This is a genomic window from Sphingomonas sp. M6A6_1c, assembly GCF_053345135.1.
The window spans coordinates 335,609-360,690 of record NZ_JBKEZO010000003.1 but is presented as its reverse complement, the minus strand read 5'-3'; the positions used below and the strand labels follow the sequence as shown (position 1 = coordinate 360,690).

The 25,082-nt window shown below is 68.3% G+C and carries 25 protein-coding genes and 1 other RNA gene; 14 read left to right on the top strand and 12 right to left on the bottom strand.

Annotated elements, in window-relative coordinates; genetic code table 11:
- Position 1 precedes the first annotated feature (1 nt).
- From ACLBWH_RS07735 to ACLBWH_RS07725, 3 genes are all read left to right on the top strand, one after another.
- Positions 2–265: a hypothetical protein gene (locus ACLBWH_RS07735; RefSeq protein WP_447797978.1), complete on the top strand. Its 264-nt coding sequence runs from the start codon at positions 2–4 to the stop codon at positions 263–265.
- 203 nt (positions 266–468) lie between these two features.
- Positions 469–1,164, top strand: coding sequence for an aspartate/glutamate racemase family protein (locus ACLBWH_RS07730; RefSeq protein WP_447797976.1), 696 nt, complete (start codon positions 469–471; stop codon positions 1,162–1,164).
- A 236-nt stretch (positions 1,165–1,400) separates the two neighbouring features.
- Positions 1,401–2,600, top strand: coding sequence for a type IIL restriction-modification enzyme MmeI (locus tag ACLBWH_RS07725; protein WP_447797974.1), 1,200 nt, complete (start codon positions 1,401–1,403; stop codon positions 2,598–2,600).
- Between the two features lie 185 nt (positions 2,601–2,785).
- Here ACLBWH_RS07725 and ACLBWH_RS07720 read toward each other — a convergent pair whose 3' ends face one another.
- Together ACLBWH_RS07720 and ACLBWH_RS07715 are read right to left on the bottom strand one after the other, a co-directional pair.
- Complete coding sequence (locus ACLBWH_RS07720; protein WP_447797972.1) at positions 2,786–3,184, bottom strand: hypothetical protein; 399 nt, start codon at positions 3,182–3,184, stop codon at positions 2,786–2,788.
- An 81-nt stretch (positions 3,185–3,265) separates the two neighbouring features.
- Entirely contained in the window at positions 3,266–5,122 is a 1,857-nt protein-coding gene (locus ACLBWH_RS07715) for a YhjD/YihY/BrkB family envelope integrity protein (RefSeq protein ID WP_447797970.1), read from the bottom strand.
- A 208-nt stretch (positions 5,123–5,330) separates the two neighbouring features.
- Here ACLBWH_RS07715 and ACLBWH_RS07710 point away from each other — a divergent pair, with 208 nt between their 5' ends.
- Positions 5,331–6,662: a DUF418 domain-containing protein gene (locus ACLBWH_RS07710; RefSeq protein ID WP_447797968.1), complete on the top strand. Its 1,332-nt coding sequence runs from the start codon at positions 5,331–5,333 to the stop codon at positions 6,660–6,662.
- A gap of 58 nt (positions 6,663–6,720) precedes the next feature.
- Here the strand turns inward: ACLBWH_RS07710 and ssrA are convergent.
- Positions 6,721–7,096, bottom strand: a transfer-messenger RNA (tmRNA) gene (gene ssrA / locus ACLBWH_RS07705).
- A gap of 42 nt (positions 7,097–7,138) precedes the next feature.
- Here ssrA and ACLBWH_RS07700 point away from each other — a divergent pair.
- The gene (locus ACLBWH_RS07700) at positions 7,139–7,570 is read left to right on the top strand and encodes an RrF2 family transcriptional regulator (RefSeq protein ID WP_447797966.1); all 432 of its coding nucleotides are present in this window, start codon (positions 7,139–7,141) and stop codon (positions 7,568–7,570) included.
- Positions 7,571–7,846: 276 nt separating this feature from the next.
- Here ACLBWH_RS07700 and mscL read toward each other — a convergent pair whose 3' ends face one another.
- Positions 7,847–8,281, bottom strand: a complete 435-nt coding sequence (gene mscL, locus ACLBWH_RS07695) for a large conductance mechanosensitive channel protein MscL (RefSeq protein WP_447797965.1) — start codon at positions 8,279–8,281, stop codon at positions 7,847–7,849.
- A gap of 110 nt (positions 8,282–8,391) precedes the next feature.
- Between mscL and ACLBWH_RS07690 the strand changes: the two genes are divergently transcribed.
- The 4 genes from ACLBWH_RS07690 to ACLBWH_RS07675 are packed head-to-tail and all read left to right on the top strand — an operon-like array spanning position 8,392 to position 11,093.
- Complete coding sequence (locus tag ACLBWH_RS07690) at positions 8,392–8,997, top strand: LemA family protein (protein WP_322848822.1); 606 nt, start codon at positions 8,392–8,394, stop codon at positions 8,995–8,997.
- 5 nt (positions 8,998–9,002) lie between these two features.
- Positions 9,003–9,896, top strand: a complete 894-nt coding sequence (locus ACLBWH_RS07685; RefSeq protein WP_447797962.1) for a TPM domain-containing protein — start codon at positions 9,003–9,005, stop codon at positions 9,894–9,896.
- Position 9,897: 1 nt separating this feature from the next.
- The gene (locus tag ACLBWH_RS07680; protein ID WP_447797961.1) at positions 9,898–10,569 is read left to right on the top strand and encodes a TPM domain-containing protein; all 672 of its coding nucleotides are present in this window, start codon (positions 9,898–9,900) and stop codon (positions 10,567–10,569) included.
- On the top strand, positions 10,566–11,093 hold the full coding sequence (locus ACLBWH_RS07675) for an NUDIX hydrolase (RefSeq protein WP_447797959.1): 528 nt from the start codon (positions 10,566–10,568) through the stop codon (positions 11,091–11,093). Before ACLBWH_RS07680 ends, ACLBWH_RS07675 begins: the two co-directional genes overlap by 4 nt.
- A gap of 123 nt (positions 11,094–11,216) precedes the next feature.
- Here ACLBWH_RS07675 and ACLBWH_RS07670 read toward each other — a convergent pair whose 3' ends face one another.
- Together ACLBWH_RS07670 and hrpB are read right to left on the bottom strand one after the other, a co-directional pair.
- The gene (locus ACLBWH_RS07670; RefSeq protein WP_447797957.1) at positions 11,217–11,498 is read right to left on the bottom strand and encodes an ETC complex I subunit; all 282 of its coding nucleotides are present in this window, start codon (positions 11,496–11,498) and stop codon (positions 11,217–11,219) included.
- Positions 11,499–11,507: 9 nt separating this feature from the next.
- Positions 11,508–13,946 (bottom strand): ATP-dependent helicase HrpB, encoded by a 2,439-nt coding sequence (gene hrpB / locus ACLBWH_RS07665; RefSeq protein WP_447797955.1) that lies wholly within the window; start codon positions 13,944–13,946, stop codon positions 11,508–11,510.
- Between the two features lie 103 nt (positions 13,947–14,049).
- Here hrpB and ACLBWH_RS07660 point away from each other — a divergent pair, with 103 nt between their 5' ends.
- On the top strand, positions 14,050–14,373 hold the full coding sequence (locus tag ACLBWH_RS07660; protein WP_447797953.1) for a winged helix-turn-helix domain-containing protein: 324 nt from the start codon (positions 14,050–14,052) through the stop codon (positions 14,371–14,373).
- Between the two features lie 253 nt (positions 14,374–14,626).
- On the top strand, positions 14,627–15,565 hold the full coding sequence (locus ACLBWH_RS07655) for a cation diffusion facilitator family transporter (protein ID WP_447797952.1): 939 nt from the start codon (positions 14,627–14,629) through the stop codon (positions 15,563–15,565).
- Between the two features lie 308 nt (positions 15,566–15,873).
- Here the strand turns inward: ACLBWH_RS07655 and ACLBWH_RS07650 are convergent, their stop codons facing one another.
- Entirely contained in the window at positions 15,874–16,884 is a 1,011-nt protein-coding gene (locus ACLBWH_RS07650; RefSeq protein WP_447797950.1) for a polyprenyl synthetase family protein, read from the bottom strand.
- Positions 16,885–16,985: 101 nt separating this feature from the next.
- Between ACLBWH_RS07650 and ACLBWH_RS07645 the strand changes: the two genes are divergently transcribed.
- From ACLBWH_RS07645 to tmk, 3 genes are read left to right on the top strand one after another with little or no spacing between them, the layout of a single operon-like run.
- Positions 16,986–17,264 (top strand): chorismate mutase, encoded by a 279-nt coding sequence (locus ACLBWH_RS07645; protein WP_038662415.1) that lies wholly within the window; start codon positions 16,986–16,988, stop codon positions 17,262–17,264.
- A 24-nt stretch (positions 17,265–17,288) separates the two neighbouring features.
- Entirely contained in the window at positions 17,289–17,669 is a 381-nt protein-coding gene (locus ACLBWH_RS07640) for a DUF2147 domain-containing protein (RefSeq protein WP_322848812.1), read from the top strand.
- Positions 17,669–18,307, top strand: coding sequence for a dTMP kinase (gene tmk, locus ACLBWH_RS07635; protein WP_447797947.1), 639 nt, complete (start codon positions 17,669–17,671; stop codon positions 18,305–18,307). The genes ACLBWH_RS07640 and tmk overlap by 1 nt, the downstream gene beginning before the upstream one ends.
- Positions 18,308–18,460: 153 nt before the next feature.
- Here tmk and ACLBWH_RS07630 read toward each other — a convergent pair whose 3' ends face one another.
- The 5 genes from ACLBWH_RS07630 to ACLBWH_RS07610 form a co-directional block, all read right to left on the bottom strand.
- Positions 18,461–19,237, bottom strand: coding sequence for an enoyl-CoA hydratase (locus ACLBWH_RS07630; protein ID WP_447797945.1), 777 nt, complete (start codon positions 19,235–19,237; stop codon positions 18,461–18,463).
- 23 nt (positions 19,238–19,260) lie between these two features.
- Positions 19,261–20,304, bottom strand: coding sequence for an enoyl-CoA hydratase/isomerase family protein (locus ACLBWH_RS07625; RefSeq protein WP_447797944.1), 1,044 nt, complete (start codon positions 20,302–20,304; stop codon positions 19,261–19,263).
- A 78-nt stretch (positions 20,305–20,382) separates the two neighbouring features.
- Positions 20,383–22,005, bottom strand: a complete 1,623-nt coding sequence (locus ACLBWH_RS07620) for an NAD-dependent malic enzyme (protein WP_447797942.1) — start codon at positions 22,003–22,005, stop codon at positions 20,383–20,385.
- 9 nt (positions 22,006–22,014) lie between these two features.
- Positions 22,015–23,514, bottom strand: a complete 1,500-nt coding sequence (locus ACLBWH_RS07615; protein ID WP_447797940.1) for an alginate export family protein — start codon at positions 23,512–23,514, stop codon at positions 22,015–22,017.
- Positions 23,515–23,631: 117 nt separating this feature from the next.
- Positions 23,632–24,981 (bottom strand): dicarboxylate/amino acid:cation symporter, encoded by a 1,350-nt coding sequence (locus tag ACLBWH_RS07610; RefSeq protein ID WP_447797938.1) that lies wholly within the window; start codon positions 24,979–24,981, stop codon positions 23,632–23,634.
- Positions 24,982–25,082: the final 101 nt, after the last annotated feature.

Below are 25,082 nucleotides of genomic sequence, written 5' to 3'. Positions count from 1 at the left end.
GGTGTCGCGCCATCAACGGATCATCATCGACCTGTCGCTCCATATCCTCCGCGCCGCTGCGGCGCGGTCGGACAAGGGGAAAGTCGACACGATCGAGGTGCGGCTCGCGCTGCGCTGCCTCGTCACGCATTGCTCGGAACGCTGGCCACTAGATATGTTCTGGAACTCCGCCGGGACGGATCACGATATCGGCAGAGCACAGGGTTGCACTGCGGCGCTCAACGGAATCGTGAGGCAGATCGAAGGCGCGACTCACACAAATTGACCCACATCCGGTCATTCACGCCATCTTCATCGCTTTCCACTTTCAGACATTCATTCTTGAAGTGGTGGTCGTGTAGCCGGGATCAGCGCGGGCCGGGCGGTCGTTAGCTGTCTTAAGAACGATAATGGAAAGAGGACGTGACAGGGTTCTGAAAACTCATAGGTGTTGTCGAACAGGGGGATGAGAGCGGAGCATATTGAGGCATGAAGATGATCGGCCTGATCGGTGGCATGAGCTGGGAAAGTTCCGCCGCGTACTACCGCATCCTCAACGAGGGAGTGCGGGACCGGGTCGGCCCGACCGCATCTGCCCGGTGCCTCCTGTGGTCATTCAATTTCGCGGAAATCGAGGATTTGCAACATAAGGGCGATTGGCCGGGCCTGACGACGCGTTTGGTCGACGCGGCACGGCGCCTTGAAGCGGGCGGTGCGGACGTGCTGCTAATCTGCACTAATACCATGCACCGTATGGCGTCCGACGTGCAGGCGGCGGTGAGCGTGCCCCTGCTCCATATCGCCGATCCCACAGCCGAACGCATAAAAGCGGCCGGCTTCAGGATGGTCGGACTACTCGGCACCGCGTTCACAATGGAACACGCCTTCTACAAGGGACGGCTCACCGATCAGCACGGTCTTGATGTCATCATTCCGAATGACGAGGATCGTGCCATTGTACATCGCATCATCTATGAGGAACTAGTCGCGGGTAAGGTCCTGCCGTCATCCCGTGAGGATTACCGCGCGATCATTGCCAGGCTGGTTGAGAATGGCGCGGAGGCGGTGATCTTGGGATGCACCGAAATCATGTTGCTGATCCAACCGGAAGACAGTCAGGTGCCGATCTTCGACACTACCGCTCTACATGCGGCAGCGGCGATCGAATTAGCGTTGTCCCGCTAATTGCTACGTTTCCAAACACGACTTCATAGGGGATTGAGCTCAAGCGCCCCCCGCCCTACTGTTGCAACGACCCATACCTAGACGTCCACGCCTCGCGTTCGGCTTCCCGGAACCGGCCGCTCGTTCATGCGGCTTTACCCCCTCAAGTCTGAAAAACGGGCCAGCCAAAGCCCGTCAAACAGCTTTAAACTCGGCGAAGGCTATGCAGTCGAGTGTTCGGCCATTAGCGTTTCTACATGGGGCTAGGAAAGATCGAGATCGCGCGGCTGGAAAAGCTGATCGAGGACATCAAGCCGTCCGGCGGCTCGGAAATGTCGAATTACCAGCTCTTCGTCGAGCGGCTGACCGGCGCGCTCGGTATCCCTCAGCCCGCATTCGCGCGCGAGCAGACGCGCTTCAACGACTACGTCTTCGAACGCAACGTCACCTTCCGCCATCCGGGCGGCACCAGCTCGACCGGCCGCATCGACTGCTACAAGCGCGGCTGCTTCATCCTCGAAGCCAAGCAGTCGGCCAAGCGCCAGCATACGCTCGAAACCGAACAGCTGACTATCGCCGGCCTAGAGACCGCGCAGAAGCTCGGCCATGCCAAGCGCGGTACCAAGAGTTGGGACAAGGTGATGATCGCCGCGCGCCGCCAAGCCGAGGATTATGCCCGCGCGCTGCCCGTCGATCACGGCTATCCGCCGTTCCTGCTGATCGTCGATGTCGGCAACGTCATCGAAGTCTATGCTGACTTTTCCGGCTTGGGTAAGAATTACGATCACTTCCCCGATCGCCACAGCTACCGCCTGTCGATGGACGACCTGCTCGATACCGAGGTGCAGGCGCGGCTGTCGGCGATCTGGACCGATCCGCAATCGCTCAACCTGCTATGCAACTCGGCATGGGTTGATGCTGGCGCGATCAAAATGGTCGGCAGGAAGGTCAGCTTGGCTTCCGTAGACACGACCATGAAAGCGATCTCGAAACTCAAAACGAGTGATTTTGAAGACGGCTTGTCAAGCAAGGAGTGGAATACACGCTTCATATACAACGAACACTATCGGCGGTCAGACGCGTTGCGTGACGTTCTCGAGGGGCGGATTCGTGTAAAGCGCTGTCCGGATGAGAGCGGCGAAGGTCTTCACTCAATACAAATTTGCCGTTTCGATTTGGCACGAGGTGTTCGAAACGCCAAGATTGCCGCACGTTTACTCAGTCAGTCGCCAGAACAGCGCGCCGAACGCGCACGAGAACGCGACGCATTTTATCGTTCGGGACAGGTTTACGCACTGCTGGAGGAGCTATGGCCTAGACGACAACTGCCGTATCTTGAAGACAATCCTCGCATTCGGTGCAGGACAAGGATCTGGAAATATCGCACCCGTGAGTTGCGACAGCGGTTCTACAGCGTGGCTGATGCGCTGGACCTCCTCGAAAGCCGACAAGCCTAGAAAGCCAAAAGCCTAGTCATGAAGCGAAGCCGGCCTAGAGCCGGCTTTTTTGCGCGCTTTGTACAGGTGATGACTGCTTATGGAGCGAAATCTTGGCAGGATTACCGTTTATAAGCGCAGACATGACTCGATGCAGGACGCCAAATCAAAGTTCCCTCTCGGCGGCAGCTGTCAAAGGTGACCCTTTATGGATGAAACGACATCTCCATCATCACCACGGTCGAGGCGAGCGCCCCGGCGAAGATCGCGCGTGCGGTCGGATCGCGGCGTGCAGCCATACATGGCGGCAGCCGATGCAGGCGCTCGGGATCGGCGATCAGCCGGCACAGCAACGCCTCGTCGCCATCGGGTCCGAACGGACACCCACGGCACAGCGGCCGTCCCAGACAGGCCTCGCCCAGGGTCATCACGCTGTCGATTACGGGGGCGAGCATGTCATAGCCCAGCGGCGCGAGCAGCGCATGCAGGCGTTGTTGCACCGGTTCGCGCTTGTCGCGCGCGGCGCGCCAGCATCGCGCGGCGCGGGCGATCACAGACGGTGCCACGCCGGGCGGCCGCGTCGTGCCCGCGGCGACCTCGATCATCGACGCTCCGCTCATCATCCGCCTCCGCATCTGCTATTGCGAGTCTATATCAGATACGGAGGCGTGAAGCTATGGCTGGCGTCAGTCGGCGAGGGGCGAACGGTCGAAGCCGGCCAGCAGCGTCGCGACATCGTCGTAGCGCGCCACCGCCCCACGCAGCGCCGCGTCGTCGAAGCCGCCCGACCTGACCGCCACCGCGGCGACGCCGCAGCGCTTGGCGGCGGTGATGTCATAGGGGGTATCGCCGAGCACGATGGCGCGGCCCGGCGCGACGCCCGCCTTGGCCAGCGCCGCAGCAAAGATGTCGCCCGCCGGCTTGCTGGTCGCGACATCGTCCTTCGAAACCGTGGCATCCACCGCGCCGGCGATATCGAGCAAGCGCTGATAATGCGCCAGATCCTCGCCGCTCGCCGATGACGCGAGCACCACCGTACGGCCGCTCGCCGCGACGCGCCGGACGAGATCGGCGGCACCCGGAAACGGGCGGACGCGGTCGCGATAGCGCGCCTTGAACAGCTCGCCCTGCCGCGTCGCCAGCCGCTCGCGATCCGCCGCCGCGACATCCGGCAGCAGCGCGGGCACGAGCAGATCGCCGCCCTTGCCGATCTGACCGCGGATCGCATCGCGATCGACGGCATGCCCGGCTTCGGCGAAGGCGGCGTGCCACGCCTCGACGTGGAAATCGTTGCTGTCGACCAGCGTGCCGTCGAGGTCGAACAGCACCGCCTGCACCTGCGCCCGCTCGCGCGTCAGCCACGCGGCCAGCGCACTCGCGCCCAGCACGGCGACGCCGGTGCGCGCCTGCCCCCGTTTGCGCAGCAGGCGCAGGCCGAGCGTCGCCGACGCGCTGGTGATCAGCCCCGCCTTGCCGAGCCCCACGACCTGCCCCGCGCGGGCCGCGGCACGGCTCGCCGCAAATTCCTGCGCGGCGGCATGGGACTCGCGATCGTCCGGTGCCGCCGCGTCCCCATCGACGCGCTCGCCGCGTGCCGCGCCATCGCCGGCGACGTGATCCGCCACCCACGAGCCGCGGCTGCCCAGCGGTCGTGCCGTGCCGGTGGTGGTGTCGGCAGAGGTCTGGTGTTCCAGTTCGGCGTTCATCTCCGCGCCGAAGACGAGGATATAGGCCGACAGGTACAACCAGGTCAGCATCACCACGACCGCGCTCAACGAGCCGTAGGTCGCGTTGTAATTGCCGAAATTGGCGACGTAGAGGCCGAAGCCGAGGCTGAGCAGCAACCACCCGGCCGCGGCGAACAGCGACCCCGGCGTCAGCCAGGTCCAGCGCGCCTGCGCCCGCGACGGGCCGAAGCGGTACAGCGCCGCCGCCGCGGCCGAGCCGGCGACGAGCAGCAGCAAATAGGAGGCGAGCTTGCCGCCGACCAGGATCACGCCCGGCGCGCCCGGCAGCAATGCCTCGAGCTTGCCGAGCGCGGCGATCGCCAGCGCCGCGACCAAGGCGACGATCACCGCCGCCGCGGTGATGCCGAGCGCGAGCAGATTGACCTTGATGAAGCCGCGCTTCTCCTCTTCCTCATAGGCGATGTTGAGCGCGGTGATCACCGCACCGGCGCCGTTGCGCGCGCCGAACAGCGCCAGCGCCAGCGCGAGCAGCAGCCCGAACCCCTTCTTGCCGTCCGACGATTTGACGACGTTCATCAATTGCTCGCCGACCAGCGTCGCCGCATCGGCGGGCATCACGGCGGCCAGGCGGTTGACGTCGGCGATCACGGTCTGCTGATCGGCGATCAGGCCATAGCTCAGCACGGTGACGCCGAGCAGCGGCACCAGCGCCAGGAAACCGTAGAAGGCGACACCGGCAGCGATCAGCCCGACATTGTCGCGCCCGGTCTCCGCCCAGGTGCGCTTGAGGACGGCCTTCCAGCCGCCCGCCGGCAGCGCCCAGGGGCTGTGTACCCCGTGTTCGCGATCGTCCATGCCCGTAACCCCCAATAACGCCGTTCGTTGTGCAAGGGCGAACCGGTGTCGCGGCGCACGGTTCCGCGGCGATTGGTACGAGCGGGATATCGCGGTATGACGCGACGTTAACCCGGTGTAACGGATGGTGTCCGGGCGCGACTTGGCGCATCATCGGCCGGGGGCCGGACAGGGATGCGTCCGGGCTCCCGATGCAGGTTATTCGAACATGAACGCGCCTTTCCAGCCGAACGCTTCGCATCGTACCACCGACGGTCAGCCGGCGCAGCGTATCCACACGCTCGACGTGCTGCGCGGCATCGCGATCTGTGGCATCCTGCTGATGAATATCCACGGCATGGGCGACGTCGCCGATTACCCGCTGACCCGGTTTCCGGCCGGCTGGACCGGCGAATGGATCGCCTGGGGCGTGCAGACGCTGTTCGTGCAGGGCGCGATGCGGGGTCTGTTCACGATGCTGTTCGGGGCGAGCATGGTGATCATGCTGCGCCGCGCCGAGGGGGCGGACGCGTCGCCGCAGCCGCTCGACATCTGGGTGCGACGGTCGCTCGCCTTGATGGCGTTCGGCGTCGCGCAATGGCTGCTGTTCCTGTGGCCGGGCGAGATCCTGTGGAATTACGGGATCAGCGGCCTGTTCCTGCTCGCCTTCCGCGCCGCCCGTCCGCGCACGCTGCTGCTCGCCGCCGCGCTGCTCACCGCCGGCCTCGCCGCCAATGCCGCGCTGTGGACGCATCAGCAGGCCGCGCAGCTCGAACAGGGTCAGGCGGCCGGCCTGCGCGCCGCCCGTGGACAGGCGGTGACCAGCGACGACCGCGCCGCGATCCTGGCCGAACAGGAGCATCGCGCCAGCATCCGCCCCACCGCCGCCGAACGCGCCGAGCGGATCGCCCAGCGCAAGCATGCGATCACGCTGCTGCACTGGAGCGGCGGCTATTGGATGCGCGAGAATCTGACGATCACCGGCTGGGTCGACATCGCCGAGAGCATCAGCTTCATGCTGGTCGGCATGGCGCTGTTCCGGCTGGGCATCCTCACCGGCGCGGCGCCTGCCGCCACCTATTGGCGGATGGCGATCGGCGGCTATGCGGGCGGGCTGCTGCTGCGCGGGCTGCACGTCGCGCTGCTCGCACGGACCGGACTCGACATGGGCTCGCCGGCGGCGCCGGGATGGGCGTGGGTGGCCATGGAAGCGGCGTTCGAGCCCGCCCGGCTGTTGGTGACGATCGGCCATGTCGGGGTGGCGGTGCTCGCCTTCCGCGCCGGATGGTTCGGCCAGGCGGTGACGCTGCGTACGCTCGGGCGGATGACCTTGTCGGTCTATTGCCTGCAGTCGATCCTCGGTGCGCTGATCTTCTATGCGGCGGGCTATGTCGGCGCCTTCACCCTGCCGCAGCTGTGGCTGATCGCGGTGGCGATCTGGGCGATCTCGGCAATGCTGTGTCGCTGGTGGCTGGCGCATCATGAGATGGGGCCGGCGGAACGGCTGCTGCGCCGTATCGCCTACGGCCACGCCGCCAAGGCGCGCGCCGCGCCGCTCTGAACGGCTTCACGATGCTGTGAGGTGGGGAGCTTCTGTTGCCCGGTGCTCCCCGTACCGCTGGAATCCCTTCTGTTGCCCGGTGGGTCCAACCGCGTAATCTTGGAATAACTTCAGGCCGTTAGGCCCTCAGTTACGCCGCAATCGCGAGTGCTTCGTTATCGTTGGCACTTGTGTAATGGGCCGTTGCGGTGGTCCCATTCCGAGCGAAAGACAGCGCCCTTCAACACACGTCGATCCTAGTTCGGCCCCGTCATCGGAGCTGAGCCGCTCGTCGGCACGCTTCACGCGCATCGACGTCCGGTCAGCTGCGGTGGTGGAGCCGCCGGGTACTGCCCCCGGGTCCGCTGCGTCTATTCAACGCCACCGTTTATCGCCATAGCCGGCTGGAAGCCGGCAACCGTCATATAGGCGTAACCCGCAGCGGCTGCAATCCACGCCTTTCGTTCGACACATTATGGCGTCATAGGGCCGGCATCATGTTGACCCAGCGTTCCCGTTACGCGCTGCGCGCGATGCTGTTCCTCGCGCAGGCGCCCGTTGCCAGTCCCCCGATTCCGATGGGGCGGATCGCGGTCGCCGCGAACGTGCCGCGCAAGTTCCTCGAACTCATCCTCGCCGACCTGCGCGACGCCAGCCTGCTGACCAGCACGCGCGGCAAGATGGGCGGCTACGTCCTGTCGCGCCCGGCGCGGCTGATCTCGCTCGGCGAGGTGATCCGCGTGATCGAGGGGCCGCTGGCGCTGGTCCCCTGCGTCAGCCGTACCGCTTATCGCTCGTGCACCGACTGCTACAGCGAAACCGATTGCGCGATCCGCCACGCGATGATGCGCGTCCGCGACGAGACCGCGCGGATCCTCGACGGCACCAGCCTGGCCGAGGCGACGGCGGAGCATCTCGTCGCGGCGTGACAAGTTACAATCCTCCCACGCCAGGGAGTGCCGGGTTGAACGGCCCCCGGCCGTTCAAGGTCATGCCGGGGGCATGACCGACCCGGCACTGTGTCGCCGCAAAGCGGTGACGGAGGGGGAGGATACGGCGGAGTTGCGTTTGCGGAAACGCCCCCTCCACCACCCGCTGACGCGTGCGGTCCCCAGTGCAGGGTTGGGTTGCCCCCGGCAATCCAAGATCATGCCGGGGGCATGATCAACCCTGCACTCCCGCTAAAGCGAGGGAGGAATTGGCACTCAGACCCGCGGCCGTGCCTTCAGTTCGTCGCGGATCTCGCGCAGCAGCGTGACGTCGGCGGGTTCGGCGGGCGCGGCGGCGGACGGCTTGGGCAGCAGTTTGTTGACCGCGCGGACGACCAGAAAGATGATGAAGGCGACGATGACGAAATTGGCCGCCTGGGTGATGAACGCGCCATAGCCGAGCAGCGGCACCCCCGCCTTCTTGAGCGCGGCATAATCGCTCAGCGACCCCACGTAATTCGCCGGCACCGGCCCCATGCGCAGGAAATAGCCCGAGAAATCCAGGCCGCCGAAGATCTTGCCGATCACCGGCATGATCACGTCCTCGGTCAGCGAGGTGACGATCCGGCCGAATGCCGCGCCGATGATGACCGCGACGGCCAGATCGAGCACGTTACCGCGTGCGATGAATGTCTTGAATTCCTTGAACACGATTGCGTCTCCCTCGTTACCCGCGCAGAGGGCGTGAGGGTAGATGGCGATTAGGCCCTCGCCAAGCCCGTCGACTGTCCTATATCCCTAGCACAGACCGTCTCAGGAGTATGTCCATGTCGTCGCTTCGTCCCGTTGCCGCCTTTGCCCTGGCCGCCACCGCATCGGTGTCGCTGGCCGGCTGCGGCATCAATTCCGTGCCGACCGCCGAGGAAAACGCCAAGGCGCGCTGGGCGGATGTCCAGAACCAATATCAGCGCCGTGCCGATCTGATCCCCAATCTCGTCGCGACGGTGAAGGCCGCCGGCGCGCAGGAGAAGGACGTGCTGGTGCAGGTGACGCAGGCCCGCGCCGGCGCCAATCAGGTCAAGCTGTCGGGCGATCAGCTCACCGATCCCGCCAAGATGCAGCAGTTCGAACGCGCGCAGAGCGCCGTGACGCTGTCGCTGCAGCGCCTGCAGGAGGCCTATCCGGAGCTCAAGTCGCAGGGCAATTACACCACGCTGATGAGCCAGCTCGAAGGCACCGAGAACCGCATCACCATCGCACGGACCGACTATAACAATGCGGTGCAGGCCTATAACACGCGCATCCGCACCTTCCCCGACGCGGTCGGCGCGAAGATCTTCTACGGCGCCAAGCCGCTGACGCCCTTTACCGCGACGGCGGCGAATGCGGAGAACGCGCCGACGGTCAACTTCGGGAATGCGAGCTGAGGGTGATGCCGGTGCTCGCCCGGATGCTGGCCGCATGGCGGGCGGCGCTGTTTCTGACGCTGGCGTGGCTGATCGTCACGCCGGCGGCGGCGCAGACCTTCCCCAAGTTCACCGGCCTCGTCGTCGATGCCGCGAACGTGCTGCCGCCCGACCAGGAGGCGGCGCTGACCGCGAAACTGGTGGCGTTGCAGAAGGAGACGAAGCGCCAGCTGGTGGTCGCGACGATCCCCGACCTGCAGGGCTATCCGCTCGAGGAATATGGCTACAAGCTCGGCCGCGCATGGGGCGTCGGGCTGCGCGACGTCAACAATGGCGCGATCCTGTTCATCGCACCGAACGAGCCCGCCGGGCATCGCGGGCCACGGATCGAGGTCGGCCGCGGGCTGGAGCCGATCGTGACCGACGCCTTGTCCAGCGTCATCATCAATCAGGACATGATCCCGCGGCTCAAGGCCGGCGACATTCCCGGTGCGATGAACGCCGGCGTCGATGCGCTGTCGCAGCAATTGCGCGCCTCGCCCGAAGAGGCGCAGGCGCGGCTCGATACCGCCGCCAAGCAATTCGATCAGGCGCATAAGCGATCCACCGCGCGGCAGGGTGGCGGCGTGCCGTTCGGCCTGATCATCTGGGGCGTGATCCTGCTGTTCGTGCTCATCCCGCTGTTCCGCGGCCGCAAGCGCGCCGGGCCGTGGGGGCGGCGCTACGACGACGGCGGCGGCAGCGCGCTGCCGATCGTGCTGTGGGGGATCGCCAACGAGATCGGCCGGTCGCAGGGCGGCGGTGGCGGCGGTTGGGGCGGCGGCTCCGATGGCGGCAGCGACGGCAGCTGGGGCGGCGGCGGCTTTACCGGCGGCGGTGGCGGCGACTTCGGTGGCGGCGGCGCTTCGGGGAATTGGTGACATGCAACTGACCGATACCGATCGCGCCCGCGTCGCCGCGGCGGTGGCCGAGGCGGAGCGCAGCACCGCCGGCGAGATCGTGACGATCGTCGCCCGGCGTTCCGACAAATATCACGACGTCGCGCTGCATTGGGCGGTGCTGGCGATGCTGTTCGTGCTCGCGCTGCTCGCGCTGTGGCCCGATGCGGCGGTGCGGCTGCATGGGCTGGTCGCCGATCCGTGGGACGGCGCGCCGGCGCCGGGCGGGCTGTTCACCGTCGCGCTGGTGCTGCTCGCCGTGACCTTCCTCGTCGTGCGGCTGGCGCTTGCCTATATGCCGCTGCGGCTGGCGCTGACGCCGGGGAGCACCGCGGCGCGGCGGGTGCATGCGCGGGCGTTGATGCTGTTCCGCACCGCGGCCGAGGCGCGGACGCTGGAGGCGACGGGGGTGCTGCTCTATCTGTCGCTCGACGAGCATCGCGCCGAGATCATCGCGGACAGCTCGATCCACACGCGCGTCGAACCCGAAATCTGGGGTGCGGCGATGGCGGCGCTGATCGCGGCGACGCGCGACGGTCGCCCCGGCGACGGCATGGCAGAGGCGGTGCGCCAGATCGGCCTCGTCCTCGCCGAGCAATTCCCGCCGCGCGCCGACGACACCAACGAACTGCCGGACCGATTGATCGAGCTATGACCACCGAAACCGTCTGGAAGGGCAAATATCTCTCGGTCAAACAGGCCGGGACCTGGGAATATGCCGAGCGGGTCGGCGCGATCACCGCGGCGGTGATCGTCGCGATCGACGGCGAGGGCCAGTTGCTGCTGGTCGAGCAGCATCGCGTGCCGTTGGGGCGCACATGCCTCGAACTGCCCGCCGGGCTGGTCGGCGACGAGAGCGCGGGCGAGAGCGTCGCCGATGCGGCGCGCCGCGAACTGGAGGAAGAGACCGGCTATCGCGCCGCCTTCGTCGAGGAGCGCGGCGAGTTCTTCTCGTCGCCCGGCATGACCTCGGAAAGCTTCACCTTGGTGCTCGCCACCGGGCTGACGCGTACCGGCAGCGGCGGCGGCGACGCGCAGGAGAATATCACCGTCCACCGCGTCGCGCCGGAGGCGATCGCGGGCTTCGTCGCGGCGAAGCGGCGCGACGGCGTGGCGGTCGACGCCAAGATGTTGCTGCTGCTGGGAAGCGGGTTGCTCGACGAAGTGGTGGGGCGATAGCGGAAGCGGAGGGCGTACGGCGGGTCGCGTTCGGACCTCGCCGCCTCACGGCCGTCACCCGGACTTGTTCCGGGGTGACGGGTGGATTTGTGTTGACCTTACCCTAAAGGATTGCCGTCCGGCTTACCGGAAGTTGTCGGCGTAAGCCTGCAGCTTCAGCTTGCGCTCCGGCGCCGGGATCAGCTCGTAGTCGAAGCCCTGCGCCTCGCAATAGGCGATCGCCGCCTCCTGCGTCGGGAAGCTCAGCCGCAACTGGTCGCGCGTGTCGCCGCTGCCGGCCCAACCGGTGAGCGGGTCGGGTTGTTTCGGCTCGGCGGGCTCGAATTCGAGGCTCCACGTCTGGGTCCGGGCTTTGCCGGACTGCATCGCGTTCTTGGGGCGCTGGAAGATACGGGCGGTAGGCATGGCGGCTCCTTAGCGCGTCCCGGCGGCGCGCGCATCCGCCTTTTTGGTGCGCAGCGTCGCTGCTGCGGCGGCGGGATCGTCGGGCCAGGGATGTTTGGGATAGCGGCCGCGCATCTCCTTCGCCACCGCGGTCCAGCTCCCCGCCCAGAAGCCCGGCAGATCGCGCGTCGTCTGGATCGGCCGGCCGGCGGGCGAGGTCAGGCTGAGCACCAGCGGCACCCGCGCCGAGCCGATACAGGGATGTTCGGCGAGCCCGAACAGCGCCTGCACGCGCAGCTCGACCTTTGGGCCGCCTTCCGCCGCATAGTCGATGGCATGCGTGCTGCCCGCCGGGCTGGTGAAGTCGGGCGGGGCGAGACGGTCGACCTGCCGCATCCCGTCCCAGCCGATCAGTGCACGCACCGCGTCGGTCAAGGCGCCTCCGGGAACCGCGTCGAGCCGCCGCCGACCATCGAGCAGCGGCGGCAGCCAATCGTCGAGCCGATCGACCAGCAGCGCGTCGATGTCGACGCCCGCATAACGCGCACGCGCTTTCAGCGCCTCGCCGCCCTCGCGCCACGGCAGCAGCGCGAGACCGTGCGTCCGCACGCCGTCGAGCAGCGCCGCCGCCACCGCCGCGGGATCGGCCTGCGAATCGGGTCCCGACGACAGCCGCAGCGCGCCGAGCCGCCGCTCGCGCAACGTGGTGACGCCACCGGTCGCCGGATCGAAATCCACCGTGCGACGCGTCTCGATCCGGTCGGCGAACAGCCGCTCGATCGTCGCCAGCGCGATCGGCGCGGCGGCGAGGATGCGCGCGCCGGACGCCGCGCCCTGCGTCTCCGCCACCGCCAGCCATTCGCTGCGCGCCAGCGCGGTCGCCGGATCGAGCCGGAAGCCGCGTCCGCCGACCGACGCCCAATATTCGCCGCTCGCATCGCGCGCCCGCGCGATCCGGTCGGGAAAGGCGAGCGCGATCGGCACTTCGACCCCCTCGCTGCCGCCCGAGTCGCCGCCGACCAGTTTCGTCCAGCGTTCGGCGAGCTTGCGCGCTGCCTGCGCCTTGGTCCCGCGCTCGCCGCGCCAGCGCCGCAGCCGCGCCTCGATGTCGGGATCGTTGCCGCCGAGCCCGCGCTCCGACAGCAGCACCGCGACCTCGGCCGCGATCCGCCCCTGCCCCATCTCGCCGGCGCGCAGCAGCATATGCGCGAGCCGCGGCGGCATCGGCATCGCCGCGATGCGACGGCCGTGCGCGGTCGGCCGGCCGTCGCCGTCGATCGCCTCCAGCGCAGTCAGCCGCTCGCGCGCTTCCGCCACCGCCGCTGCGGGCGGCGGATCGAGGAAGGCGAGATCGCGCGGATCGTGGACGCCCCACAACGCCGCAGCGAGCACGAGGCCCGACAGATCGGCCTCAAGGATCTCCGGCGGATCGAACCGCGGCAGGCCCCCGGTCGCTGCTTCCTCCCACAAGCGATAGGCCACGCCCGGCCCGAGTCGCGCCGCACGGCCGGCGCGCTGGATCACCGCCGCCTGGCTCGCCCGCTCGGTCACCAGCCGCGTCATCCCCGCGGCCCGATCGTAGCGCGGCCGTCGCGCCAGCCCCGAATCGACGACGGTGCGGATGCCGTCGAGCGTCAAACTGGTCTCGGCGATCGAGGTGGCGAGCACCAGCTTGCGCCGGCCATCGGGCTCGGGCTTGATCGCGGCACGCTGCGCGGCGGGATCGAGGCTGCCGTGCAGTTCGTGGATGATGATATCGTCGGGCAGGCCGGCGAGCCGTTCGGCGGTCCGCTCGATCTCGGCGACGCCGGGCAGGAAGGCGAGCACGCCACCCTCCGCCTCGCCGAGTGCGCGGCGGATCGCACTCGCCATCGCATCCTCGATCCGGCCGTCGCCACTGCGGCCGAGGTGGCGCAATTCGAGCGGATAGCTGCGCCCCTCGCTCTCGATCACCGGCGCGTCGCCGAGCAGGCTGGCGAAGCGCGCGCCGTCCAGCGTCGCCGACATCGCGACGATGCGCAGATCGGGGCGCAGCGACCCCTGCGCATCGAGCGCGAGCGCGAGGCCGAAATCGCCGTCGAGGCTGCGCTCGTGGACCTCGTCGAACAGCACCGCCGAGATACCGGCGAGTTCGGGGTCGCTCTGGATGCGCGCGACGAAGATACCTTCGGTCACCACCGTCACCCGCGTCGCGGCGGAGCGCCGGCTGTCCATCCGCGTCGCATAGCCGAAGGTGCCGCCGACCGCTTCGCCGGCCAGCGCCGCCATCCGCTCCGCCGCCGCCCGCGCCGCGAGCCGGCGCGGCGAGAGCAGCAGGATCTCGCCGGTGCACCAATCCTCGCGCAGCAGCGCGGGCGCGACCGCGGTGGTCTTGCCCGCCCCCGGCGGCGCGACGAGCACCGCATTGGGCCGCGCGCGCAACGCGGCAAGCAATTCGGGCAGCACGGCGAGGATCGGCAGATCGGTCACGGTCGCGGCGCCATGCCATGGATCGCCGCGCGACGCGATACGCGCGAGCTGCTATATGCCCGGCAGCAATTCCGCCGCGCGACGTAAACGAAGGAGACGCATCATGGGTCTGTTGGACGGCATCCTGGGCCAGGTGGCCGGCAATCCCGCGATCACCAACCTCGCCGAACGGATCGGCCTCTCGCCCGAACAGGTCACCGCGGCGATCAGCGCGCTCGGCGAGGCGCATACCCAGCCCGGCGACACCGTCGCGGGCGCCGCCGATTCGACCGGCCTCTCGCCCGACGTGCTCCAGCAGATCCTCGGCCATCTCGGCGGCGAAGGCGCCCTCGGCAATCTCGGCGCGCTGCTGGGTGGCGCCAACGGCGAACAGGGCGGCCTCGGCGGCCTGCTTGGCGGCCTCGGCGGCATGTTCGGCAAATCCTGACGACCTGCGCGTACGGTCCAATTACTTTCGTCATCCCGGCGAAAGCCGGGACCCATGGTTGGATGACGCGACTGATGGAACACCATCGCCACACATCGGGTCCATGGGTCCCGGCTTTCGCCGGGATGACGATCCGGGTCGGGGTCTATCCGCCCTGCCCCGCCAGATGACGAAAAGGTCATCGCCCGCGTCCTAGTATCTCCCGCCCCGCGGATGATAGGCAGGGTGTCACGACGGCAGCCGGACGGGATCATTGGGCGGACATCATCACCACGGACACGATCACGGCGGCCACGACCACGGTCATAGCCACGGCCACGGCCATTCCCACGCCCCCGCCTCGTTCGACCGTGCCTTCGCGATCGGGATCGCGCTCAACATCGCCTATGTGCTCGCCGAGGGTGGCGCCGGCCTGTGGACCGGGTCGGTCGCCCTGCTCGCCGATGCGGGGCACAACCTGTCCGACGTGCTCGGGCTCGCGGTCGCCTGGGGCGGCGCGGCGCTGGCGCGGAGCGCGCCGACCAAACGCTTCACTTATGGGCTGAAGGGATCGACGATCCTCGCCGCGCTCGCCAACGCGCTGTTCCTGCTCGTCGCGCTCGGCGCGATCGTGACCGAGGCGGTGCAGCGGCTCGGCAACCCGCCCGTCGTCGCCGGCCTCACCGTCTCCGTCGTCGCGGGGATCGGCATCGCGATCAACGCCTTCACCGCCTGGCTGTTCGCGCGCGGGCGCAAGGGCGATATCAATATCCGCGGCGCCTATCTGCACATGCTCAGCGATGCCTTGGTGTCGGCGGGCGTCGTGCTGGCGGGGATCGCGATCTGGGCGACCGGGCTCGGCTGGATCGATCCGCTGGTCAGCCTCGTCATCGCCGCGCTCATCTTCTGGCAGACCTGGGGCTTGCTGCGCGAGACGGTCGAGATGAGCCTCGCCGCGGTGCCGCGGGCGATCGATTACGATGCGGTCACCGGGGCGCTCGAGGCGCTGCCCGGCGTGACCAAGGTGCACGACCTCCACATCTGGCCGATGTCGACCACCGAGCCGGTGCTGACCGCGCATCTGGTGATCCCCACCGGTCATCCCGGCGACGGCTTCCTCGCCGCGGCGCGCGTCATGCTGCGCGACCGGTTCGCGATCGGCCATGCGACGCTGCAGGTGGAGATCGGCGGCGACGCCTGCACCAGTTGCTGACGTCCCGCGCCGCCGATCGCGGCGCGATAGGCTGCCATGCCTCCCAAGCCCTTGTACCCACGGGAAGATACCGCAGAGCTGTCCTACAGAGGGGCGGCCATGCTAACGCCGCAGCGCAATCGCCGCGCTCTTTCTCGCCCGTGAATCATCGTCGAAATGGAAACGATGGGACCCGGATCGTTTCGATTAAGGTGTCCAACTTGTCCATGTTGCGCTGAAGGGATCGCGCAACATGGTCCGGGAGCCACGCCTTCGACCGTCATCCCCGCCGGCGCGGGGACGACGGAAAAGGGGAGCGCTCCTTGCCCTCAATACGCCCGTGCGACCGCGAACTCGACCGCCTCGATCATCGCGTCCTTCGCCTTGCCGTTGGCGAAGCCGCCGATCGCATCGATCGCGCGCTGGCCGTAATGGCGGGCGCGGGCGAGCGTGTCGTCGACCGAGCGCGTCTGGCGGACCAGATCGATCGCATGCGCGAAATCCTCGTCCGACTGGCGGCGCCCCTCGATCGCGTCCTTCCAGAACTTGCGGTCCTCGGCGCTGCCGCGCGCGTAGGCGAGGATCACCGGCAGCGTCATCTTGCCTTCGCGGAAGTCGTCGCCGGCATCCTTGCCCATCGTCCCCGCGTCCGACACGTAATCGATCGCGTCGTCGACGAGCTGGAAGGCGATGCCGAGATTGCGCCCGTAAGCGTCGAGCGCCAGTTCCTCGCCCTCGGGCCGTTCGGCGACCACCGCCGAAATGCGGCAGGCGGCGGCGAAGAGCGCGGCGGTCTTGGCGTTGATGATGTCGAGATAGCGGTCCTCGCCGAGATCGACGCGGCGTGCGGCGGTGAGCTGGTTGACCTCGCCCTCCGCGATGACCGCCGAAGCGTTCGACAGGATCTTGAGGACCTTGAGGCTGCCGTCCTCGACCATCAGCTCGAAACTGCGGCTGAACAGGAAGTCGCCGACCAGCACGCTCGCCGGATTGCCCCAGATGATGTTGGCGGTGCGCTTGCCGCGGCGCAGGTCCGATCCGTCGACGACGTCGTCGTGGAGCAACGTCGCGGTATGGATGAACTCGACCGAGGCGGCGAGGCGGTGGTGCCGCGTGCCGGTATAGCCGATCAGCCGCGCGCTGCTGAGCGTCAGCATCGGCCGCATCCGCTTGCCGCCGCCCGCGATCAGATGCCCGGCAAGTTCCGGGATCAGCGGGATTTGCGACTGCATGCGGTCGAGGATCACCGTGTTGACGGCGTTCATGTCCCCCGCGACGAGCTGAAGCAGCGGCTCCAGCGAAGGCTCACGGTTGTCGAGGCGATGGATGGTGGCGGTCATCTCGCCCTGCGCTGTGGCCTCTCGCCTTCGCGAACGCAAGCCTTGCTCGCGGGTGCAACACACCCCATGGGGGACGGACACCGACCGGAGAAAGGCGACGCATGAGTGACGACGTGCTGCAGGGATATCGCAAGAGCATCGACAATATCGATGCGGCGCTGGTCCATCTGCTCGCCGAGCGGTTCAAGGTGACGCAGGCGGTGGGGCGCCACAAGGCGACATCCGGCCTGCCCGCCGCCGATCCGGGGCGCGAGGAGCGCCAGATCGCCCGGCTGCGCCGGCTCGCCGAGGAGGCCGAGCTGGATCCCGAATTCAGCGAGAAATTCCTGCGCTTCATCATCGACGAGGTGATCCGCCACCATCAGCAGTTGCGCGGCTGAGCGCGGCCGACCATCTCCCTGCCCGTGATCACCGCGTTTCTTCTTGCCGCCGCGTCCGCGGCGTCGCCGTCGGCGGCGATCCTGGGCACCTGGCACAATCCCAAGAACAGCGTCGCGGTGCGGACCGGGCGCTGCGGCGATAAACTGTGCGGCTGGGTGATCCGCGCCAGCGACAAGGCGCAGCGCGACGTCGCCGACAAGGGCTATCCGCCGCTGATCGGCACCGCATTGCTGCGTGAATACAAGGCGGACGGCAAACAGCGCTGGGCCGGGCAGATCTACGTCCCCGACATGGGCCGGGCGTTCGGATCGACCGTCACGATGGTGGACGGCGACACGCTCAACGTGCGCGGCTGCCTGATCGGCGGCTTCATCTGCAAGTCGCAGATCTGGCGGCGCGACTGATGGCGGGCGCATTCATCGCGGTCGAAGGCGTCGACGGATCGGGCAAGAGCGGCGTCGTCCGCCGGCTCGTCGCGGGCCTGCAAGCGCGTGGCCACGACGTGGTCGGCACCCGCGAGCCGGGCGGCACGCCGCAGGGCGAGGCCCTGCGCGGGCTGCTGCTGGCGGGCGAGGATGCCGCGTGGGAGCCGCGCGCCGAGCTGCTGCTGATGACCGCGGCGCGCGTCCAGCATGTCGCGCGCGTCGTCCTGCCGGCGGTGGCGGCGGGGCGCGTCGTCGTGTCGGACCGCTATGCCGGGTCGACGCTCGCCTATCAGGGCGCCGGGCGCGGCATGTCGGAAGCGCTGATCCGCGAGCTGCACGCGGCGATGGTCGACGATCTCTGGCCGGACCTGACGCTGGTGCTCGACGTCGATCCGGCGGTGGGGCTGGCACGCAGCCGCAAGCGCCTGTCGGACGGCGGCATCGACGAGGGGCGGTTCGAAAGCCTCGACCTCGCCTTCCACCAGCGCATCCGCGAGGCGTTCCGTGCGCAGGCCACGGCCGCACCGGAACGGCATGCGGTGATCGACGCGAGCGACGCACCGGGCGCGGTGCAGGCGCAGGCGCTCGCCACGGTGGAACGGTTTTTGGCGCGGTAAGCCTATTCCTCCCCCGCCAGGGGGAGGTGGCAGTGCGAAGCACTGACGGAGGGGGAGGATACGGCACGCTCGTCGTATGCGGAGAGGCCCCCTCCACCACCGGCCTGCGGCCGGCGGTCCCCCTCCCCCGCTAAAGCGAGGGAGGACTTTGGTTCACCGTCCCGTCCACGCTCCCGGCCGCTTCTCGACGAACGCCGCCATCCCCTCTTTCTGGTCCGCGGTGCCGAACAGGCCGTGGAACAGCCGCCGCTCGAACTGCACGCCCTGTGCCAGCGTCGTCTCGAACGCGGCGTTGACCATCTCCTTGTTCGCCAGCACCGCGAGCGGCGCCATGCCGGCGATCGTCGCGGCGGTCTTGACCGCTTCCTCGACCAGCTCGGCGGCGGGGATCACGCGGCTGACGAGACCGGCGCGCTCAGCCTCGGCGGCGTCCATCATCCGGCCTGTGAGGCACATTTCCATCGCCTTGGCCTTGCCCACCGCGCGGGCGAGCCGCTGCGAGCCGCCCATGCCGGGGCTGACCGCCAGCTTGACCTCGGGCTGGCCGAATTTGGCGGTATCGGCGGCGAGGATGAAGTCGCACATCATCGCCAGCTCGCACCCGCCGCCGAGCGCATAGCCCGCCACCGCGGCGATGATCGGCTTGCGCGTCGCGGTCAGCGTCTCGTAACCGGCGAAATGGTTGCGGCCGTACATCGCGGCGAAGTCCATCGCCTGCATTTCCTTGATGTCCGCCCCCGCCGCGAACGCCTTGGCGCTGCCGGTCAGCACCGCGCAGCCCTGTTCGGGATCGGCGTCGAACGCCGCCAGCGCGGCGAGCAGGTCGGCGAGCACCTGCGCGTTGAGCGCGTTGAGCGCCTCGGGCCGGTTGAGCGTGATGAGCGTGACGCGGTCGCGCCGCTCGACGAGGATGGTCTGATAGTCGGACACGGCGGCTCTCCTTATGCGGGCCCTTATGCGGGCGTCCACGCCTCGCCCTCGGGCATCGGCGCGAAAATCTGGTCGATGACGTGGTCGGTGACGTCCTCGGCGGTGGCCGGCTGCCAGCGCGGCGCATGGTCCTTGTCGACGATCACCGCACGCACCCCTTCGAGGAAGTCGTGGCGCTGCACGACGCGGCAGGCGACGGCATATTCCTGCACCATCTCGTCGGCGAAGCTCTGCATCAGCCCGCCATCGTAGAGCAACCGCAGCGACACCTTCATCGCCTGCGGCGACTTGGTGCGCAGGATGGCGAGTTGTTCCGCGGCGAAGGTGCCGTCGTCGGTTTCGAGCGTCGCGAGCACCTCTTCGAGCATGTCCGAGGCGAACAGCCGGTCGATCTGGTCGCGATGCGCGAGCATTTTCGCGGGCGGCGGCTGCACCGACAGCGCATCGAGCGCGCCGTCGATGGCGAGCGGGTCGGCGAGGATCGCCGCCTTCGCCGCGTCGATCGCGGCGGCGGGCAGGTAATGCGTCGCGAGCCCGAGCGCATGCGCCTCGGCGCCGTCGAGCCGATGCCCGGTCAGCGCGAGGAACTGGCCGATCCGCCCCGGCAGCCGCGACAGATACCAGCCGCCGCCGACATCGGGGAACAGGCCGATGCCCGTCTCCGGCATCGCGAATCGCGTATTCTCGGTGGCGATACGATAGCGGCAGGGCAGCGCGATGCCGACACCGCCGCCCATCGTCACCCCGTCCATCACCGCCACGGTCGGCTTGGCATAAGTGAACAGCCGATGGTTTAGTCGGTATTCGCTGAGGAAGAAGCCCCGCGCCGCCGCCCCGTCGCCCGCGCCGCTTTCGCTCAACATGCGGATGTCGCCGCCCGCGCAAAAGCCGCGCCCCTCGGCATGGTCGAGCAGCACCGCGGCGACCCCGGCGTCGGTCCGCCAGGCCTCCAGCGCGGCGAGCATGCCATCGCACATGCCGCGGTTGAGCGCGTGCAGCGCCTTGGGCCGGTTGAGGCGCAGCCGGCCGACGGCGCCCTCTGTCTGGATCAGCAGGTCATCGCTCATCCCCTGCCTTTGACCCGCGCAGGTCGCGCCGTCCATACCGGACTCGATGAAACCGCGCAGGTGCGGGCGGGGCCGCGTTCAGTCGTACGCCGCATCCCACATCAAAGCACCGATCCGCTCCGCCGTCAGTTCGTCCGCCGCCACCGTCGCGACACCGTCGGCGAGCGCCGCCTGCGCCACCACCACGGCGATGTGCAGCGCCACCGCACGCAGGTCCTCGATCGGCGGCAGCAGCGTCTCGCCCGCGCCGCCCAATGCGCCGAGCGCCCGCGCGGCGGCCATGAACATCCCGTCGGTGACTCGCGTCGCACCGGCGGCGAGCGCGCCGAGGCCGACGCCGGGAAAGATGTAGACGTTGTTGACCTGCGTCACGCCGGCGACGCCGAACGGGCTGCCGGTACCGACCACCGCACGCCCGTCGGTCCACGCCAGCACGTCGGCGGGATGCGCCTCGGCACGCGACACCGGATTCGACAAGGGAAAGATCACCGGCCGCACGCAGCCCGCCGCCATCGCGCGCACCACCGCCTCGGTGAAGCTGCCCGCCTGGCCGGACGCGCCGATCAGCACGGTGGGCCGCACCGCCTGTACCGTTTCGAGCAGGCGGAGATCGCCATCGGCGTCGCGCGGCCAGCCCGCCACTTCGGCAGGGTCGCGCGCGAGCAGCATCTGCGGCGCGCTGAGCTTCGCCATGTCCGACACGATCAGCCCGTCGCGATCGACCGCCCAGATGCGCGCGCGCGCCGCCGCCTCGTCGAGGCCTTCGGCGCGCAACGCCTGGACCAGCAGTTCCGCGACACCGCTGCCCGCGGCACCGGCGCCGAACAGCACGATGCGCTGATCGGTCAGGCTGGCGCCGGTGCGCCGGATCGCCGACAGCAACGTGCCGACCGCGGTCGCCGCCGTCCCCTGGATATCGTCGTTGAAGCTGAGCAGCCGGTCGCGATAGCGCGCGAGCAGGTCATGGGCGTTGTGCCCGGCGAAATCCTCCCATTGCAGCAGGACGTCGGGCCAGCGTTCCGCCACCGCCGCTACGAACGCCTCGACGAAGGCGGCATAGTCCGCCCCGCGCACCCGCGGGTTGCGCCAGCCGACGTAGAGCGGATCGTCGCGCAGGCCGGCATTGTCGGTGCCGACGTCGAGCAGGATCGGCAGTACCTCGGCGGGATGGATGCCCGCGCAGGCGGTGTAGAGCGCGAGCTTGCCGATCGGGATGCCCATCCCCCCTGCCCCCTGATCGCCCAGCCCGAGGATGCGCTCGCCATCGCTGACGACGATCACCTTGACCCGGTCGAGCGCGGGATCGGCGAGGATGTCGGCGATCCGATCGCGGTTGGGATAGCTGAGGAACAGGCCGCGCGGCTTGCGCCAGATCTCGCTGAACCGTTCGCAGCCCGCCCCGACCGTCGGCGTATAGACCAGCGGCAGCAGGCGCGGCAGGTCGGCCTGCACCAGCGCGTGGAACAGCACCTCGTTCGAATCCTGCAACTCGCGCAGGAAGGCGTAGCGATGGAAATCGTCGGCCATGCCGTCGAGCACGCGGCGGCGGCGCACGATCTGGCTGGCCAGCGTCCCGACATGCGGCGGCAGCAGCCCGTGCAGGCCGAAGCGGTCGCGCTCCTCCTCGGTGAAGGCGGTGCCCTTGTTGGTCAGCGGGTCGGCGAGCAGCGCGCGGCGCGCGGCATGGAAAGCGGGGGACATAGACCCTCCCTAGAAGCGGAAGCTGAGCCAGCCGGCCATGAAGTCGGAGCTTTTGAACCCCGCCTTGGACAGCGACGGGCCGGCGGCGAGATGCTCGTAGCGGCCGGTGAACGATAGCCGCGGGCTGATCGACCATACGCCTTGCAGCCGCATGACGTCGCCGATCTTGGCATCGCCGACGCGCTGCGTACCGGCGAACGGCTGGCCATTGGCGCGATATACCGCGTCGGTGACGCTATCGCGCCATGCGAGCTGATATTCGGCGGTCAGGCGCACCTTCTTCACCGGCGAGAAGGTGAAATTGGGCGCCACCGCGATCAGGTTCGACGGGGTCAGGAACAGGCCGTAGCTGTAGTAGATGTTGTTGCCGAACGGCGAATAGGCATCCCGCAGCTTGCCGTCGCCGTACCCGCCGCCGCCGCTCGCATAGTCCATGTGGATGCCGACGCGCGGCGCGGTCTTGGATTTGCCCAGCCGGTAGGTCTGCGCGAACAACAGCTGCCAGGCGTCGATGTCCTGGTCGATGTAATGGCCGGATTGATGGTTGATCGTCCAGTCGACCGTCACCGGGCCGGCATCGCCGTAGATGTGCGTGCCCACGTAATAGCGCGTCGCCGGGCCGATGCGGCCGCCCCAGGCACCCACCGTGTTGCGCCGCCGCCAGAAGAAGGGATCGATGAAGAGCTTCGATCCGCCCAACCAGCGGTTCGGCACGGCATAGCCCAGCGTCACGCCGGAGAAGCGCCGCGCGGGATCGCTGACGTCGTCGTCGGTGCCGAGGTCGCCATATTGCGTCGGCTTGAAGTCGAACAAATCGGCGCGCACCCGGCTGCCGCGCGCCCAGGCGCGGATGCCGTTGAGCGTGTAGCGGATGGTGTTGTTGTCGCGCTGCGAGGTGAGCAGATTGGGACCGTCGGTGAATTCCTGCCGGCCGTAGCGCGCGCCGACCGCGACGCCGGAAATCTCGGCATCGCCCTCGACGAACGCCTGTTGCAGCACGAGGTCGTTGCGCAGCGTCGCCGCCGGCGCGCCGAGTTCGACGCCGGAGATGCCGCCATGCGCGATCTCGGCGAAGGCGCGGAAATGCGGGCCGACGTGCAGGTCGGCGCCCCCGACGATGCGGTTGATGTCCTGCCGCTGCGCACGGCTGTCGCGCAGATTGGGGTTGGTGGTGTGGTTGACGCGCAGCCGCACCTCGCCCGACAGCGTCAGATAGACGTCGCCGTCGCTATCGAGCGGCAGGAACTTGAGGCGGTCGAGGACGTCGTCGCGCTTGGCGGGATCGCGATAGCTGCTCCAGTCCTCCGCCCAGCGCGACAGGTTGAAGCCGTTCGCGGTGGCGCCGTCGCCCGCCGCGGCGGCCGGATAGCTGGTCACGGTCGGCGTCGCGGGGTCGCGCGTCTGGCCGGATTCGCTCGGCGCGACGCTGGTCTGCGCAGAGGCGGCGGCGGCCGTGGCAAGGGTGAGCAGAGCAGTGGCGCCGGCGAGGGCGCGAGCACGGTGCAACATGGGGATATCCTTATGGGCGGCCATCGCCCCCACCCGTCGCAACCTCCGGCGTCCGTCCCCCTGCCGTCGGGAGGGGGAGCAGGTCGCGCAGCGAGCGAGGGGTGCGGGCGCGGCGCGTTATTCGGCGGGCACCGCGTGGGCGGGCATCTGGTCGACGCGCACCGCCTCGCCGTGCAGCGCGGCGTGGAGCTGCGCGGCGTCGAGCCGCCCTTCCCAGCGCGATACGACCACGGTCGCCACCGCATTGCCGATGAAGTTGGTCAGGCTGCGGCATTCGCTCATGAAGCGGTCGACGCCGAGGATCAGCGCCATGCCGGCGACGGGCACGCTCGGCACGATCGACAGCGTCGCGGCGAGCGTGATGAAGCCCGCGCCGGTGACCCCCGCCGCACCCTTGGACGACAGCATCGCGACGCCGAGCAGCAGCAATTGCTGGCCGAGCGTCAGGTCGACGTTGCACGCCTGCGCGATGAACAGCGCCGCCAGCGTCATATAGATGTTGGTGCCGTCGAGGTTGAACGAATAGCCGGTCGGCACGACGAGGCCGACGATCGACTTGGGGCAGCCGGCGCGCTCCATCTTCTCGATCAGCGCAGGGAGTGCGCTTTCCGACGACGAGGTGCCGAGCACCAGCAGCAGTTCCGCCTTGAGATAGGAGATCAGCCGCAGGATCGAGAAGCCGCAAAGCCAGCTCACCGTGCCGAGCACGACCAGTACGAACAGCAGCGAGGTGAAATAGAAGGTGCCGACCAGCATCGCGAGGTTGGCGAGCGTACCGACGCCGTATTTGCCGATGGTGAACGCCATCGCGCCGAACGCGCCGATCGGTGCCGCCTTCATGACGATGCTGACGACCTTGAAGAAGGCGAGCGAGACGTCTTCGAGCACGCTCAGCACCTTGGTGCCGCGGTCGCCGATCAGCGCCAGCGCGATACCGAACAGGATCGAGACGAACAGCACCTGTAGGATGTTGCCCTGCGTCAGCGACGACAGGAACGTGTCGGGGATGATCCCGGTCAGGAAGCCGGTGATCGTCGATTCATGCGCCTTTTCGGCGAATTCGGCGACCTTGCTGGTGTCGAGGGTGGCGGGATCGATGTTGAGCCCTGCGCCCGGCCGCACCACGTTGGCGACGATCAGGCCGACGATCAGCGCCAGCGTCGAAAAGAACAGGAAATAGATGAACGCCTTGCCCGCGACGCGCCCGACCGCGCCGAGATCGCGCATACCCGCGATACCAGTGACGATGGTGAGGAAGATGACCGGGGCGATCACCATCTTGACCAGCTTGATGAAGGCGTCGCCGATCGGCTTCATCGCCTCGCCGGTCTGCGGTGCGAAATGGCCGAGCAGCACGCCCGCCACGATCGCGACGAGCACCTGCAGGTACAATTGCGCATACCAGGGCTTGGCGGCCGGGGGTATGACGGGTCCTCCGGACGGCGTCGCGGCGACGGTGATGCTCATGGGTGCCTCTCATCCTCTATGACGGCGCAGATCGGCTCTTCTGGCCGTGGTGCGTCGCCGGACAATGCCGCGATCCCTACCAGGCAGGCAATGCCACGGTC